13 protein-coding genes are annotated in these 15,294 nt (G+C 70.9%); 9 read left to right on the top strand and 4 right to left on the bottom strand.

Translation table 11 applies throughout. The features are described 5' to 3' along the window. A partial coding sequence (locus ADBZ5U_RS08115) for an alpha-glucosidase C-terminal domain-containing protein (RefSeq protein WP_526264217.1) occupies positions 1 to 827 on the top strand: 827 nt, incomplete at its 5' end. Then, positions 824 to 2,152: a maltokinase N-terminal cap-like domain-containing protein gene (locus ADBZ5U_RS08110; RefSeq protein ID WP_526264215.1), complete on the top strand. Its 1,329-nt coding sequence runs from the start codon at positions 824 to 826 to the stop codon at positions 2,150 to 2,152. The genes ADBZ5U_RS08115 and ADBZ5U_RS08110, both read left to right, overlap by 4 nt. 48 nt (positions 2,153 to 2,200) lie before the next feature. Here the strand turns inward: ADBZ5U_RS08110 and ADBZ5U_RS08105 are convergent, their stop codons facing one another. Next, positions 2,201 to 2,812 carry a helix-turn-helix transcriptional regulator gene (locus tag ADBZ5U_RS08105; protein WP_526264213.1) on the bottom strand — a complete coding sequence of 204 codons (612 nt, stop codon included), beginning with the start codon at positions 2,810 to 2,812 and terminating at the stop codon, positions 2,201 to 2,203. A 168-nt stretch (positions 2,813 to 2,980) separates the two neighbouring features. Between ADBZ5U_RS08105 and ADBZ5U_RS08100 the strand changes: the two genes are divergently transcribed. The 4 genes from ADBZ5U_RS08100 to recD all read left to right on the top strand — a co-directional run bounded on the left by ADBZ5U_RS08100 (position 2,981) and on the right by recD (position 11,974). Continuing rightward, complete coding sequence (locus tag ADBZ5U_RS08100; protein ID WP_526264211.1) at positions 2,981 to 3,295, top strand: DUF3303 family protein; 315 nt, start codon at positions 2,981 to 2,983, stop codon at positions 3,293 to 3,295. Positions 3,296 to 3,567: 272 nt separating this feature from the next. Continuing rightward, the gene (recC, locus tag ADBZ5U_RS08095) at positions 3,568 to 6,870 is read left to right on the top strand and encodes an exodeoxyribonuclease V subunit gamma (RefSeq protein ID WP_526264209.1); all 3,303 of its coding nucleotides are present in this window, start codon (positions 3,568 to 3,570) and stop codon (positions 6,868 to 6,870) included. Beyond that, a complete protein-coding gene (locus tag ADBZ5U_RS08090; protein ID WP_526264207.1) occupies positions 6,870 to 10,187 on the top strand; it encodes a UvrD-helicase domain-containing protein in 3,318 nt (1,105 codons plus the stop codon). The genes recC and ADBZ5U_RS08090 overlap by 1 nt, the downstream gene beginning before the upstream one ends. Beyond that, positions 10,184 to 11,974: an exodeoxyribonuclease V subunit alpha gene (gene recD / locus ADBZ5U_RS08085; RefSeq protein WP_526264206.1), complete on the top strand. Its 1,791-nt coding sequence runs from the start codon at positions 10,184 to 10,186 to the stop codon at positions 11,972 to 11,974. Before ADBZ5U_RS08090 ends, recD begins: the two co-directional genes overlap by 4 nt. Here the strand turns inward: recD and ADBZ5U_RS08080 are convergent. Then, positions 11,955 to 12,446 carry a metallophosphoesterase family protein gene (locus ADBZ5U_RS08080; RefSeq protein ID WP_526264204.1) on the bottom strand — a complete coding sequence of 164 codons (492 nt, stop codon included), beginning with the start codon at positions 12,444 to 12,446 and terminating at the stop codon, positions 11,955 to 11,957. The two genes, recD and ADBZ5U_RS08080, sit on opposite strands and share 20 nt — an antisense overlap. Before the next feature lie 36 nt (positions 12,447 to 12,482). Between ADBZ5U_RS08080 and ADBZ5U_RS08075 the strand changes: the two genes are divergently transcribed. The 3 genes from ADBZ5U_RS08075 to ADBZ5U_RS08065 are packed head-to-tail and all read left to right on the top strand — an operon-like array spanning position 12,483 to position 14,730. Then, a complete protein-coding gene (locus tag ADBZ5U_RS08075; RefSeq protein WP_526264202.1) occupies positions 12,483 to 12,788 on the top strand; it encodes a hypothetical protein in 306 nt (101 codons plus the stop codon). Further along, positions 12,785 to 13,930: a CoA transferase gene (locus ADBZ5U_RS08070; protein WP_526264200.1), complete on the top strand. Its 1,146-nt coding sequence runs from the start codon at positions 12,785 to 12,787 to the stop codon at positions 13,928 to 13,930. The genes ADBZ5U_RS08075 and ADBZ5U_RS08070 overlap by 4 nt, the downstream gene beginning before the upstream one ends. Then, positions 13,930 to 14,730, top strand: a complete 801-nt coding sequence (locus tag ADBZ5U_RS08065) for an acyl-CoA thioesterase (protein ID WP_526264219.1) — start codon at positions 13,930 to 13,932, stop codon at positions 14,728 to 14,730. The genes ADBZ5U_RS08070 and ADBZ5U_RS08065 overlap by 1 nt, the downstream gene beginning before the upstream one ends. On the opposite strand, the gene ADBZ5U_RS08060 is transcribed toward ADBZ5U_RS08065, so the two are convergent. After that, positions 14,727 to 14,906: a hypothetical protein gene (locus ADBZ5U_RS08060; protein WP_526264198.1), complete on the bottom strand. Its 180-nt coding sequence runs from the start codon at positions 14,904 to 14,906 to the stop codon at positions 14,727 to 14,729. The two genes, ADBZ5U_RS08065 and ADBZ5U_RS08060, sit on opposite strands and share 4 nt — an antisense overlap. A gap of 152 nt (positions 14,907 to 15,058) precedes the next feature. Then, positions 15,059 to 15,294: acyl-CoA dehydrogenase family protein (locus ADBZ5U_RS08055; RefSeq protein ID WP_526264196.1), on the bottom strand; the 236-nt coding region annotated here is incomplete at its 5' end.

The raw sequence follows: 15,294 nt of genomic DNA, 5'->3' as shown, positions 1-15,294 counted from the left end.
GGATTTTCATGGCGGTGCGCCGGGAGTCGCGGTTCCCGATCTCGGAGATCCTGGCGCACACCCCGGAGATCCCGGAGACCGCGCAGTGGGGCATCTTCCTGCGCAACCACGACGAGTTGACGCTGGAGATGGTCACCGACGAGGAGCGTGACTACATGTACAGCGAGTACGCCAAGGACCCGCGGATGAAGGCCAACGTCGGCATCCGCCGGCGCCTGGCGCCGTTGCTGGAGAACGACCGCAACCAGATCGAGTTGTTCACCGCCATGCTGCTATCGCTGCCGGGATCGCCGGTGATCTACTACGGCGACGAGATCGGCATGGGCGACATCATCTGGCTCGGCGACCGCGACGGGGTGCGCACGCCCATGCAGTGGACGCCGGACCGCAACGCCGGTTTCTCGGGGGCGAACCCGGGCCGGCTGTATCTGCCGCCCAACCTCGACCCGGTGTACGGATACCCGGCGGTGAACGTCGAAGCGCAACGCGACTCCTCGGCCTCGCTGCTGAACTGGACGCGAACCATGCTGGCCGTGCGCCGTCGCCACGAGGCATTCGCGGTGGGGGCCTTCCGCGAACTCGGCGGGTCCAATCCGTCGGTGCTGACCTACGTCCGCGAGACGGCCGATGAAGTCGTGCTGTGTGTCAACAACCTCTCCCGCTTCCCGCAGCCGATCGAATTGCAACTGCAGCATTGGAATTCGTGGACGCCGGTGGAGTTGACCGGTCATGTGCCCTTCCCCCCGATCGGCCACTTGCCGTACCTGCTCACCTTGCCGGGGCACGGCTTCTACTGGTTCAAGCTGCAACCGGAGGGGGACTCATGACAGCGATCAGCGACCTGCCGTGGAGCGACTGGCTGGTCAACCAGCGGTGGTACGCCGGGCGCAGCCGGACGCCGTCCGGCGCGCAACCCCGGGTGGTCGCGCGACTGCGGGACGGGATGGACCTCGCCCTTGTCGATGTCGGCTACACCGACGGTTCCTCTGAGCGTTATCAGGTTGTGGTGCAATGGGATTGCGCGCCGCCGCCGGAGTTCGCGCCGGTGGCGACGATCGGGACCGCCGGTGGGCACCCCGCCTGCGACGCGCTCTACGAACCGGATTCGGCGCGGTTCCTGCTGGGGCTCGTCGAGTCCTCGGCGGTGATCGGGGAGGTCCGGTTCATCCGCGAGCCCGGCGCGGAGTTGCCGGTCGACGGCGGCGCCCCGGGGGCCCGGGTGATCGAAGCCGAGCAGAGCAACACCAGCGTGGTCTTCGAGGAACGGTCGATCCTGAAACTGTTCCGACGGGTGTCCTGCGGCGTCAACCCCGATGTCGAACTGAACCGGGTGCTGGCCCGGGCGGGCAATCCGCACGTGGCCCGCCTGCTGGGGTCCTTCGAACTGACCACCGCGGACGGGCCGTGCCCACTGGGCATGGTGACCACCTATGCCGCCAACTCCGCAGAGGGCTGGGACATGGCCACCGCCAGCACCCGGGATCTCTACGCCGAGGGCGACCTGTACGCCTACGAGGTGGGCGGGGACTTCGCCGGGGAGTCGTTCCGGCTGGGCGAGGCGGTGGCGTCGGTGCACGCCGATCTGGCGCGTTCGCTGGGCAGGTCCACCTCGACGCTGCCGGTGGCGCACATGCGACGGCGACTGGCGGCGGCCGCGTCGGCCGTCCCGGAACTGGGCGAGTACGTCCCGGCGATCGAGGAGCGCTACACCGAACTGGCCGACGAGCCGATCACCGTGCAACGCATCCACGGCGACCTGCACCTCGGCCAGGTGCTGCGAACCCCCGAGACCTGGCTGCTGATCGACTTCGAGGGTGAGCCGGGTCAGCCGCCGGACCAGCGCCGCCAACCGGATTCGCCGCTGCGCGACATCGCCGGGATGTTGCGCTCGTTCGCCTACGCCGCTTATCACCCGCTCGACGAGAAGGCGGATCGCCAGCTCGCGGCGCGGGCCCGGGAGTGGTCGGAGCGCAACCGCGCGGCGTTCTGCGACGGCTACGCGGCCGGGGCGGGCACGGACCCGCGGGAGCACGCCGACGTGCTGGCCGTCTACGAATTGGACAAGGCGGTGTACGAGGCTGCCTACGAGGCCCGACACCGGCCCGGGTGGTTGCACATCCCGTTGGGATCGATTGCGCGCCTTGCGGGCTGAGTTCGCCGGGGCTTCGGGGCTTCGGGGCTTCAGGGGTCTAAAGGGGCTTCAGGGCATGACGGCGAGCAGTAATCGGACCAACTCGGCCTGCCGGTGCGTCCGGGTCTTGTCGAACACGTGCTGAAGATGGGTTTTGACGGTGGCCAGTGACAGGTTGAGTTGATCGGCGACGGATTTGAGCCCGTCGCCGTCGAGAATCCGCAGACACACCTCCGCCTCCGCCGGGGTCATGCCGAAGATCCGGCGGATCAGGTCCTGTGTCGGGGAAGGCTTGGAGTCCGGGTCGACGACCACGAGCAGGGCCGGTCCGCTCTGCTCGGACCTCGACGCGCATCCCAGGGGCAGGACGTGGATGACGTAGGGCCACTTGCCGGAGGGTCGGCTGCAGGTCAGCGTGGCGCCGCTGCGGCTTCCCCGGGCGCCGCACCGGACGGCCTGCTCGATTCGGGCGTGCAACTCCGAATTGGTCGACGGCCGAGTGGCTTCCACGGCGCTGTCCCGGTTTCGCAGCCCGTCGTTGCGGCCGAGCAGCACCGCCGCCGCGGGGTTCGTGTGGACGATCGACCCATCGCCGGCCAGCACGATAAGGGCATGTCGCATGGCGTCGGCGAGTTCGGTGACCAGCAGGTCCGCTGCGGCCGGGTCGATCGGATCGACCACGCGCGCGAAATCGTCAAGGTTGCCCACCGTCGTTCCCCCGGTCCGCCACCGTCGACCCGACCCGGTTCCCATTTCATCCGTTCAGGTGAGGTCACGCAATAGATCAACGGGTTGTGTTGAAAGGGTCCGGGTCACGACCGGTGCCCGGCCGAAGTGAAGGAGAGACTGATGAAGTACCTCATGACTTGGACCACTCGCCTCACCGGGTCGGCGGCCGAGAACGAGAAGAGCATCCGGCGCGGCCTGGAGGTGTTCTCCAAGTGGACGCCGCAGCAGAGCGTGACGTTCCACCAGTTCCTGGGCCGCGTCGACGGCACCGGCGGCTGCGCGGTCGTTGAGACGGCCGACGCGGCCGACCTCATGGACGCCGTGGCGAAGTTCGGGTTCTTCGTCGACTACCAGGTGATCCCGGTGGTCGACATGGACGAGTCGATCCGCGCTCTGCAGCGCGGGGTGGACTTCCGGGAGTCCATTCCCAGCTGAGTGGCCGGCGGCAGGTCGCACGCGGGCGGGGGCCAGCCACCGGTCCCTACACTGGCTGCCGTGAGGGCGTTCGCGGTCCGGGCTGTCGTGGCCGGCGCCACCCCGGAACCTACGACCAACGGATCGACCACTACTCGGTGCTGTCCACCATCGAGGAGATCTACCGCCTGCCCAAGACCGGCCGGGCCGCCGGGGCCGCGCCGATCACCGGGGTGTGGACCGCCTGAGCCGCCGTCGGGGTCTGTCGGTGGCCGGGGCTACGGTGTTCGACGATGGCCCTGCATGTACACCGCGCGGATCGAACCGACATCCTCGCGGACGGGTTGGGGAACCTGCTGGCCACGCCGCCGCCCGATCCGTTCGCCGAGGATCTCGTCGTCGTGCCCGCCCGCGGGGTGGAGCGCTGGCTGTCCCAGCGGCTGTCGCATGTGCTGGGCCGCGGCCGGGCGGCCGACGGGGTGTGCGCCGGGGTGGCGTTCCGCTCCCCGGCCTCGCTGATCTCTGAGATCGCCGGCACCCGGGAGGACGATCCGTGGTCGCCGGAGGCCATGACCTGGCCGCTGCTGGAGGTGATCGACACCAGCCTCGACGAACCGTGGTGCCACACCCTGGCCGCTCACCTCGGGCATTTCAGCGAAGGGGAAGACGAGCGGGAACTCCGGCAGGGCCGCCGGTACGCGGTGGCGCGCCGACTGGCCGGCCTGTTCGCCTCCTACGCCCGGCAGCGCCCCGACCTGCTCGCCGGCTGGCTGGCGGGGGACACCGCCGGACTCGACGCCGACCTGGCCTGGCAGCCCGAGCTGTGGCGCCGGCTGGTGGCGGCGACGGCAATCGACCCGCCGCATATCCGGCACGCCAAAACCCTTGTGCAGCTTCGGGAGTCGGGGTGTGCTCTACCCGAACGCATCTCGCTGTTCGGCTACACGAGGTTGTCCGCCACCGATGTCGAACTGCTCGAGGCGCTGGCGGTGCACCACGACCTGCACCTGTGGCTGCCGCACCCGAGTCCGCAACTGTGGGACGCGCTGTCGGACCAGCACGGCGCCATCCCGCGCCGGTGCGACCAGAGCCACCTGCTGGTCGAACACCCGGTGCTGGCGACGTTGGGACGGGATCTTCGGGAGTTGCAGCGCGGCCTGCCGGCGCGGCCGGCTCAGGACGAGTTCCTGGCGGGCGATCCGCGCCCGGACACCCTGCTGGGCTGGCTGCAGTCCGACATCGCCGCGAATTCCGTTGCGCCGCTGGGACGAAAACTGCAACCCGGGGACCGCTCGGTGCAGGTGCACAGCTGTCACGGCTCGGCCCGGCAGATCGAGGTGCTGCGCGAGGTCCTGCTGGGGCTGCTGGCCGACGACGAGACCCTCGAGCCCCGCGACATCCTGGTGATGTGCCCCGATATCGAGAGCTACGCGCCGCTGATCGCCGCCGATTTCGGCCTCGGCGAGGTGGTGCCCGGTGCGCATCCGGCCCACCGGCTGAGGGTCCGGCTGGCCGACCGCTCGCTGGTGCAGACCAATCCGCTGCTCGCGCTGGCCGCGCAGTTGCTCGGTCTGGCCGGCAGCCGGGTCACGGCCAGCGAGGTGCTCAACATCGCCCACGCCGACCCGGTCCGGGACCGGTTCGACTTCACCGACGACGACCTGGAGAACATCACCTCCTGGGTCAAGCAGTCCAATATCCGGTGGGGTCTCGACCGCGAGCACCGCATGCCGTTCGGGGTGGACTTCATCCAGAACACCTGGCAGTTCGGCCTGGACCGGATCCTGGCCGGGGTGGCCCTGTCGGATGACTCGCGGGCCTGGATCAACACCACCCTGCCACTGGACGACGTCGGCAGCAATCGGGTCGAACTGGCCGGGCGGCTGGCCGAGTTCGTCGCCCGTCTGCGTGCGGCGGTGGACTCGCTGACCGGCACCCGCACGCTGAGCGACTGGCTGACCGCCCTGACCGACGGTGTGGTCCGGATCGCACGGGTGGCCGACAGCGACGCCTGGCAGCTCAGCCAACTCCAGCGCGAGTTCAACGAGGTGCTGCGCCGGGCCGGGGACCGGGCCGGCACCCGACTGCGGCTCACCGACGTGCACGCGCTGCTGGCCGGTCAGCTCGCCGGCCGGCCCACCCGGGCCAACTTCCGCACCGGCACCCTGACGGTGTGCACCATGGTGCCGATGCGTTCGGTGCCGCACCGGGTGGTGTGCCTGGTCGGACTCGACGACACCGTCTTCCCGCGCCTGGGCAGCCCCGACGGCGACGACGGACTCGCCCGTGACCCGATGACCGGTGAGCGCGACGTGCGCTCCGAGGACCGCCAGCTTCTTCTCGACGCCGTCTGCGCCGCCACCGAGAAGCTGGTCATCACCTACACCGGGGCCAACGAGCGCACCGGCAAGGACCGGCCGCCGGCGGTTCCCCTGATGGAACTGCTCGACGCTCTCGACGCCACCACCGCAGACGAGGTCAAGGAACGCATCCTCACCCGGCATCCCCTGCAGCCCTTCGACATCCGCAACGTCACCCCCGGGGCGCTCGGCGTCCCGGACGAACCCTTCAGCTTCGACGCCACCGCCCTGTCGGCGGCGCTGGCGATGGCCGCCGAACGGCCCGCCCAGCCCGACTTCTTCGCCGCCCCGTTGCCGGCCGCGCCGGCCGCCGACGTCGGGCTGGCGGAGTTGCTGGCCTTCTACCGGGACCCGGTCCGCGGGTTCTTCACCGAGTTGGAGTTCGCCCTGCCGCGCGATTTCGACGGTATCGACGACGCCATGCCGGTCGAGGTGGACAACCTGCAGAAGTGGGTGGTCGGGGACCGGATGCTGACCGACATCGTCGCCGGGATGGACCCGCAGCAGGCCCGGCAGGCCGAGTGGCGCCGCGGGCTGCTGCCCCCTGGCTGGCTGGGGTGTCACACCGTCAACGAATTACGCGACCAGGCAATGCAACTCGCCGCCGCCGCCGCACACTTGCGGGTCGGTGACCCGCAGGCCTTCGACGTCGACGTCGACCTGGGGAACGGACGACGGCTGACCGGCACGGTGTCGCAGGTGTTCGGTGACCGCACGGTGACGCTGACCTTCTCCAAGCTGGGCGGTCAGCACCTGCTCGCCGCCTGGATTCCGCTGCTGGCCCTGGCCTCGGCGGTCCCGCAACGCGACTGGTCGGCGGTGTGCGTCGGCCGGGCCGCCAAGGGCGAGGGACTGGCCCAGCGTGTGCTGCGCCGCCCGTCGCAGGACCCGCGCACCGTGCTGCGCACCCTGGTGGAGATGTTCGATTGCGGCCGCCGCGAACCGCTTCCGCTGCCGATCAAGACCTCCTACGCCTGGGCCGAGGCGCGTTTCGACCTGGCGTGCGGGAACTACCGGCGCCGCCCGCCCAGCCCGGAGGGCGAAGCTCGCAAGAAGTGGAAATACGACCGCGACGAGCCTGCGGTGCAACGGATCTGGGGCCGGGACGCGGACCTGGACGTGCTGCTGACGCCGCCGTCCCCGGCCGAGCGGACCGACGGTGAGAGCACCCGGCTGGGCTGCTATGCCGCGCGGCTGTGGCTGCCGATGCTGAACTCCGAGGGGCAGCCGGGCTGATGGAACGATTCGAGTTGTGCGGCCCGCTGCCGCAGCCGCGGAGCACCACCGTTCTGGAGGCCAGCGCCGGCACCGGCAAGACCTTCACCCTGGCCGGTCTGGTCACCCGCTACGTCGCCGAAGGCGCTGCGGCACTGGACCAGATGCTGCTGATCACATTCAGCCGTTCGGCCACCCAGGAACTGCGGGAGCGGATCCGGGACGCCCTGCAGGACGGGGTCCGGGCGCTGGAGGATCCGGGCGCCGTCGGCGCGGACGACAACGAACTGCTGCACCATCTGGTCGACGCCGATCCCGGCGAACTGGCCGACCGCAGGCGGCGACTGCGGGCGGCGCTGGCCGGGTTCGACGCCGCCACCATCGCCACCATCCACCAGTTCTGCAACCACGTGCTGAACTCACTCGGGGTGGCCGGGGACACCGACGCCGGTGTGGAACTGGTTGAGAGCCTTGAGGATCTGGTCGCCGAGATCGTCGACGACCTGTATCTGAGACACTTCGGCAACTCCACCGAGAAGCCGAAGATCACCCGGTCGGACGCCCTGGAGATGGCCCGTGCCATCGCCGACCAGCCGGGCAGCCAGCTGCGACCGGTCAACGCCCACCCCGACACCGAGCCCGCGGTGCGGTTGCGGTTCGCGCGCGATTTCGTCGCCGAACTGGAGCGGCGCAAGCGGCTGCGCGGGGTACTGGGCTACGACGACCTGCTGACCCGGCTGGCCAACGCGCTCGACTCACCGGAGTCGCCCGCCGCGGCGCGGATGCACGGACGGTGGTCGGTGGTGATGGTCGACGAGTTCCAGGACACCGACCCGGTGCAGTGGCAGGTGATCGACCGCGCGTTCCGCGGCCGTTCGACGCTGATCCTGATCGGCGACCCCAAACAGGCCATCTACGCCTTCCGGGGCGGCGACATCGTCACCTACCTGCAGGCGGCCCGCACCGCCGGCGACCGGTTCACCCTCGGCACCAACTACCGCAGCGACGACGTCCTGGTGGACCGGTTGCAGATGCTGATGGGCGGCGCCGAACTCGGCGACCCCGACATCGTGGTGCGCGATGTGCGGGCCTCCCACCGCGGGCACCGCCTCGAGGGGGCGCCGCACAACGACCCGTTCCGGCTTCGGGTGGTCAGCCGTGAGCAGTTCCACCTGGAAGGCACCGACACGCTGAGGTCGGAGATCCTGCGCCCGCACATCTTCGCCGACATGGCCGCCGACATCCGCGCCCTGCTGGCCGGCGGCGCCCGCTACGACGGACGCGAACTCGAGGCCCGCGACATCGCCGTCATCACCGCCCACTCCGGCGCCCGGGAATGCTTTCAGGCCCTGCTCACCGCCGGGGTGCCGGCGGTCTTCGCCGGTGACACCGATGTGCTGCTGTCCCCGGCGGCCGACGACTGGCTGTGCCTGCTCGAGGCCATCGACCAGCCGCACCGGCCGGGAATGGTGCGGGCCGCGGCGGCGACGATGTTCTTCCGCAACACCGCCGCGGATCTGGCCCTCGGCGGTGACGAACTGACCGACCGGGTAGCCGACACCCTGCGGCAGTGGGCCGATCACGCCCGGGAGGCCGGTGTGGCCGCGGTCTTCGAAGCCGCGAAGCTGGCCGGTATGGGCCGCGACGTGCTGTCCTGGGCCGGTGGCGAACGTGAGATGACCGACATGGCCCATGTCACCGAACTGCTCCACGAGACCGCCCAGCGCGAGCACTACAGCCTCGGTGCGCTGCGCGACTGGCTGCGCACCCAGCGCGACGAGGGCGCCCGCGCCAAGGAACGCAGCCGGCGCCTCGACAGCGAGGCCGAAGCCGTTCAGGTGATGACGGTGTGGGGCAGCAAGGGACTGCAGTTCCCGATCGTCTACCTGCCGCTGGCCTTCAACCGGCACCTGCGCTCCGAAGACCTGATCCGGTTCCACGACGGCGAGCAGCGCTGCCTGCACGTCGGCGGCAAGCAGAGCCCGGAGTTGGCGCCGGCCCAGGGCGCCGGCGCCGACGAGGCCCGCGGGGAGGAACTGCGGCTGTGCTACGTGGCGCTGACCCGCGCCCAGTCCCAGGTGGTGGCGTGGTGGGCGCCGTCCTGGGACGAACCCAACGGCGGGTTGTCGCGGCTGCTGCGCGGCCGTGGTCCGGGTGAGGCCGTCGTCCCGACCCGCTGTGAGCCCGCGAAAATCGAATGCGCCGAGGCACTTCCGCTGCTGCAGCGGTGGGAGACCCTCGGGGCGCTGACCATCGAGGCCTCCGAGGTGGCCTGCGCGGCCGGCCTGCCGGCACCCGAACCGCCGGCCGGCCTGGGGGTCCGGCACTTCCACCGCGGAATCGACACCAGCTGGCGGCGCACCTCCTACTCCGGTCTGGTGCGCGCGGCCCAGGACAGCGTCGGGGTGAGCAGCGAACCGGAGGTCGTCGAACTCGACGACGAGGTCGCCGACATCGCGTTGGTCACCCCGGCCGCCGGCGCCGACCTGCCCTCGCCGATGGCGGACCTGCCCACCGGCGCGAAGTTCGGCAGTCTGGTGCACGCGGTCCTGGAGACCGCCGACCCGATGGCTCCCGACCTGACCGCCGAACTGCGGGCCCAGATCGACGAGCACTCGGTGTGGTGGCCGGTGGACGTCCCCGGTGCCGACCTCGCCGCGGCGCTGATCCCGCTGCACGACACCCCGCTTGGGCCGCTGGCCGACGGCCGGACCCTGCGGCAGATCGGATTGCGGGACCGGCTGTGCGAGTTGGACTTCGAGTTCCCACTGGCCGGCGGCGACCTGCGCACCGAGGTGCCCGATGTCCGCCTCGCCGACGTCGGGCGTCTTCTCGCGGCGCACCTGCCGGGGGACGACCCGATGGCCGAGTACGTCGACCGCCTCACCGACGCCACCCTCGGCCGCCAGCCCCTGCGCGGCTACCTCAGCGGCTCCCTCGACGTGGTGCTGCGCATCCCGACCGGGCCGTCCGAACACCGCTACCTGGTGGCCGACTACAAGACCAACTGGCTCGGCGAACCGGGCCGGCCGCTGACCGCGGCGGACTACACGCCCGCCCGGATGGCCGAGGCCATGCTGCATTCGGACTACCCGCTGCAGGCGCTGCTGTATTCGGTTGTGCTGCATCGGTTCCTGCGCTGGCGGCTGCCCGGGTACGATCCGGAACGCCATCTCGGCGGGGTGCTCTACCTGTTCGTCCGCGGGATGTGCGGGCCCGACACCCCGACCGCCGACGGGATGCCCGCCGGGGTGTTCGGCTGGCGGCCCCCGGCCGCGCTGGTGATCGCGCTGTCGGATCTGCTCGACGGCGGCCGCGAAGGCGGGGCGGCCGCATGACCGCCCCCCGGGTCGACGCCGCGGACTGGCGGCGCAGCACCGCGGCGACCGGCCTGCTGCGCACCTTCAACGACGCCGGGGTCATCGAATCCGCCGACGTGCTGGTGGCCCGGCGGCTCACCGAACTGGCCGGCGAGACCGACGAACGGGTGACGCTGGCGCTGGCGTTCGTGGTGCGCGCGGTGCGGGGCGGATCGGTGTGCGTCGACCTCACCCAGATCGGCCGGCAGGTCGGCGGCCCCGAACTGCCCTGGCCGGATCCCGACACCTGGCTGGCCGTGGTGTCGGGCAGCGAACTGATCGCCGAACCGCCGGTGCTGCGCGTCGACGGCTCCGACGGCTCCGACGGGTCCGGCCTGCTCTACCTGGACCGCTACTGGATCGAGGAGGGCCGGGTCGCCGAGGATGTGCTGGCCCTGACCGCGGTCCGGCGCACCGGAACCCCGCCGGATATCGAGCGGCTGTTCCCGGACAGCTACGCCGAACAGCGCGCGGCCGCGCGAGTGGCGCTGTCCCGGGCGCTGACCGTGCTGACCGGCGGACCGGGTACCGGCAAGACCACGACCGTGGCGAGGCTGTTGGCGCTGCTGGCCGAGCAGGCCGAGCTCGACGGAACGCCCCGGCTGCGGATCGCGCTGGCGGCGCCGACCGGTAAGGCGGCTGCCAGGCTGCTTCAGGCCGTGCAGGACGAGGTCCGCGCGCTGGACCCCGCCGATCAGAACCGGCTTCCCGAGTTGACCGCCACCACCCTGCACCGGCTTCTGGGCAGCCGTCCCGACACCTCGTCGCGGTTCCGGCACAACCGGGACAACCGGCTTGCCCACGATGTGATCGTCGTCGACGAGACCTCGATGGTGTCGCTGACCATGATGGCCAGGCTGTTGGAGGCCGTCCGGCCGGATTCCCGACTGCTGCTGGTGGGCGACCCCAACCAGTTGGCCTCGGTGGAGGCCGGGGCGGTGCTGGCCGATCTGGTCGAGGGTCTGACCGCCGCCGACCCGGGGGCCGATTCACCGATCGCGACGCTGGTCACCCCGCACCGCTACGGCGAGTCGATCGGCGCCCTGGCCGAGGCGATCCGGGTCGGGGATGCCGAGACCGCATGCGAGGTGCTGGCCGCCGGCGGCGATCACATCGAGTGGATCGACAGCGACCAGCCGGCCGGTGTGCTCCGCAAAGTGCTTGTGCCGCATGCGCTTGCGCTGCGGGAGGCGGCGGTGCTCGGCGACGGTGCGGAGGCGTTGCGGACGCTGGACCGGCACCGCCTGCTGTGCGCGCATCGCCGGGGACCGTACGGGGTGGACTACTGGAACCGGCAAACCGAACGCTGGCTGGCCGAGCGGACCGACATGCCGCTGTGGGCGGCCTGGTACCCGGGCCGGCCGGTGCTGGTCACGGCCAACGACTACGGGTTGGGCCTCTACAACGGCGACACCGGGGTGGCGGTCGTGCGCGACGGCGCGTTGCGCGCGGTGATGGCCGGCGCCGGCGGCCCGGTGGAGATCGCCACCAGCCGGCTCGCCGACATCGAGACCATGCACGCCATGACCATCCACAAGAGCCAGGGCAGCCAGGCCGTCGAGGTCACCGTGCTGTTGCCCGATACGGACTCCCGGCTGCTGACGCGCGAACTGCTCTACACCGCGGTCACCCGGGCCCGGGAGAAGGTCCGGGTGATCGGCACCGCCGGGCAGGTGCGCGCCGCGGTCGGCCGGCGCGCGCTGCGGGCGAGCGGGTTGGCCCGGCGGCTACGGGATCGCCCGGGCCTCACACCCGGTGCATCGTGACCTCGGTCAGCGCACCGTCCTGGGCCGTCGCCGTCATGTAGGTGTGGAACGGCTGACGGCGACGGTCGGTCGGCGAGCCCGGGTTGAGCAGCCGCAGCCCCGAGTCGGCGGCGGTGTCCCAGGGAATGTGGCTGTGCCCGAACACCAGCACGTCGGTGTCCGGGTAGGCCTTCGCCATCCGGGCGTCCCGGCCGGCCGAACCGCCGGTCTCGTGCACCACCGTGAACCGCACACCGGCCAGCGTCACGTCGGCGCGTTCGGGCAGCCGCGCCCGCAGCGCCGGGCCGTCGTTGTTGCCCCAGCAGCCCACCAGCCGGGCCGAGCGTTCCTGGAGTTCGTCCAGCAGGTCGATGTGCACCCAGTCCCCGGCGTGGATCACCACGTCGGCGGCCTCCACCTGCGCCCACAACGGCCCCGGCAAGTCACGCGCCCGATGCGGGATGTGGGTGTCGGAGATCAGCACGATGCGCATATGCGTCACCGTACGCAGGGGCCCTAGGCTGAAGACATGACCGGCAACGACAACGACGTCGAGAAACGCTGGCACGACCCCGCGACGGTGCGGGAGGCGGTGAAGTACGTGCTCCTGGTGATCGCCCTGGCGGGTGCGGCGTTCACCGCCACCCTGCTGTGGCGTTCGGTTCTGGCCGGGGTCCTGGTGCCGGGCGTTCTGTTCGCCGGCGGGATCGGCGCGCTCGTCCGCACCTATCAGGTCTGGAAGGCCGAGGGGGTGTGGCCGATCTGGCAGGCCGCGGCCTGGTTCCTGCTGATGCTGTTCCTGTTCTTCCTCGGCGTGCCGTTCGCGGTCAAGTGAGCAGCCGCCCGCTCTCCGGGGTGCGGATCGTCGAGATCTCCAGCTTCGTCGCGGTGCCACTGGCCGGGATGACGCTGGCCCAACTCGGCGCCGAGGTGGTGCGTATCGACCCGCCCGGCGGAGCGGCCGACTACCACCGCTGGCCGGTGACCGCCGCCGGGGACAGCATCTACTGGGCCGGTCTGAACAAGGGCAAGCGGTCGATGGAGGTCGACCAGCGGTCGCCGGAAGGTCGGCGGCTGGTGCAGCGGTTGATCGCGGCGGCCGGAATCCTGATCACCAATGTGGCCGGGCGGCAATGGCTTTCCCATGAGGAATTGAGCAGGTTGCGGCCCGATCTGATCCACCTGGAGGTGGTCGGCCGCGCCGACGGGACCACCGGCGTCGACTACACCGTCAACGCCGCAACGGGGTTCCCGTTGGTCACCGGCCCGGTCGGCCACGTCGGCCCGGTCAATCACGTGCTGCCGTCCTGGGACGTCAGCTGCGGGCTGTACGCCGCGCTGGCGGTCCTGGCCGCGCTGCGCCGCCGTGACGCCTGCGGACAGGGCAGCCGCATCCGGCTGCCACTGGACGACGTCGCCCTGGCGACCGCCGCCAACCTCGGCTTCCTCACCGAGGTGATGGTCAACGGCGACCAGCGCCCCCGGCTCGGCAATGCCGTCTTCGGCCAGTACGGCCGGGACTTCGGCAGCAGTGACGGCGAGTCGTTCATGGTGGTGGCGCTGACCGCGCGGCATTTCCGCGACCTGACCGAACTGACGTCAACCACCGAAGCCGTTGCCGCCCTTGCCGAGACGCTGGGCGTCGACTTCGACGACGAGGGCACCCGCTATGAGCACCGCGAGGCGCTCGACGATCTGTTCGCCGGGTGGTTCGGTTCGCACACCGCCGCCGAGATCACCGCCGCTCTGTCGGCCGGTTCGGTGCTGTGGGATCGCTACCAGAGTTTCACCGAGGTGGCCGGCAGCGCGCGGGTGACGGCCAATCCGCTGTTCGCGCCGCTGGCACAGGACCGGATCGGCGACTATCTTGCGCCCGGGCTGCCGATGTCCGTCGACGGCGTCCACACCCGCCCGGCCCCCGCCCCGGCCCTCGGTCAGGACAACTCCGCGGTGCCGGCCGAATGGCTCGGCGAGTGATCACCGATCTGTTCGCACTGGGGGACGGCGCGGCCGGGGACGTGTTCATCGGGCCGGCCGGCGGACCGCCGGGGAAGCGGGCCTACGGCGGACTGCTGGCCGCACAGGCGTTCGCCGCGGCCTGCCGGACGGTTCCTGAGGACCGGGTCCCGACGGCGGTGCATGTGCAATTCCTGCGCGGCGGCGACGCCGGTGCGGTGCTGCGCTACGAGGTGGACCGGATGCACGACGGCCGCGGTTCCTCCTCGCGCCGGGTGCTCGGCCGCCAGGGAGAACGGCTCATCCTCAGCGCCACCGCGCTGTTCGCCGTCGCGGCAGAGGGACCCCGGCACTCCGACCGGGTGACCGGTGACCCCGAGGGACTGCCCCGCACCGGACCGATCGGTCCGGCGCCGGCCCTGCCGTTGGACCAGATCGACATCCGGATCAGCGACGAACGATGGGGAGCGGAGTTCGTCCGGAGGATGTGGTGGCGGGTGACGGCCGATCTGCCCGACGACCCGATACTGCACGCCGCAATCGCGGTGTACGTCAACGACATCTACGGAGTCGATCCGGTGCTGGCGGTGCACGGGCACTCGATGACCGACCGCAGCCACCACGCCGCGACCACCGACTCCTCGACCTGGTTTCACCGGCCGATCCGCGCCGACCGGTGGAATCTGCTGGAGGCACGGTCGCCGGCCGCGGACCGCGGGCGCGGAGTAGTCACGGCCGGGCTTTACGACGCCGAAGGCGAGCGGGTGGCCACGGCCGTCCACGAGGGCCAGGCCGTGCGGCGCGGCCCCGGAGATAACTAGGCCGCGCCGCGCCAGTGCTGGTTGTAGGCCGCGATCTCGTGCGGTTCGTCCATCGCCGCGTTGATCATCGCCTTCTCACGGCGGATGATCGACCGCATCGTCAGCGCCATCAAGACGATGAAGACGGCGGCCGACGCGATGATGAATAGGGGGGTGGTGGCGAAATATTGCGTCATGGTGATACCTGATCCTCTAGGTGGCGGTGCCAACGCCTGCGCCGGCTTCGATTGCAGGCGCTGACCTAATGGTGATCCCCGGTTCCAGGGTTTGGGAAGGGTCAAGAAAATGACATGTCGGTGACGAAATCGGAGGGCCGTCGGGTGGCCGCTCAGAGTTCGGCGACCTCGTGTTCCAGCAACTCCGCCAACCGGTCGCGCGCCGCCGCCTTGCGGGTCGGCAGGTGGGCGGACGGGAACAGGCCCTCGACGGGTCGGTACTCCTTGAGCGTGTGCCGCGCCACGGTCAGCTTGTGCACCTCGGTGGGTCCGTCGGCGATGGCCAGCGACTGCGCGGCCACCATCATCTTGACGAACGGCATCTCGTCGGACACCCCGAGCGAGCCGT

It is taken from the genome of Mycobacterium sp. (assembly GCF_040398885.1).
Lineage (GTDB): Bacteria > Actinomycetota > Actinomycetes > Mycobacteriales > Mycobacteriaceae > Mycobacterium.
This window is presented reverse-complemented; position numbering and strand designations above follow the sequence as displayed.

Excerpts from the sequence above, each read along its gene's own strand:
- ADBZ5U_RS08100 (WP_526264211.1), top strand. The coding sequence starts at position 2,981 with ATGAAGTACCTCATGACTTGGACCACTCGCCTCACCGGGTCGGCGGCC.
- ADBZ5U_RS08080 (WP_526264204.1), bottom strand. The coding sequence starts at position 12,446 with ATGCGCATCGTGCTGATCTCCGACACCCACATCCCGCATCGGGCGCGT.
- ADBZ5U_RS08090 (WP_526264207.1), top strand. The coding sequence starts at position 6,870 with ATGGAACGATTCGAGTTGTGCGGCCCGCTGCCGCAGCCGCGGAGCACC.
- recD (WP_526264206.1), top strand. The coding sequence starts at position 10,184 with ATGACCGCCCCCCGGGTCGACGCCGCGGACTGGCGGCGCAGCACCGCG.
- ADBZ5U_RS08060 (WP_526264198.1), bottom strand. The coding sequence starts at position 14,906 with ATGACGCAATATTTCGCCACCACCCCCCTATTCATCATCGCGTCGGCC.
- recC (WP_526264209.1), top strand. The coding sequence starts at position 3,568 with ATGGCCCTGCATGTACACCGCGCGGATCGAACCGACATCCTCGCGGAC.
- ADBZ5U_RS08075 (WP_526264202.1), top strand. The coding sequence starts at position 12,483 with ATGACCGGCAACGACAACGACGTCGAGAAACGCTGGCACGACCCCGCG.
- ADBZ5U_RS08110 (WP_526264215.1), top strand. The coding sequence starts at position 824 with ATGACAGCGATCAGCGACCTGCCGTGGAGCGACTGGCTGGTCAACCAG.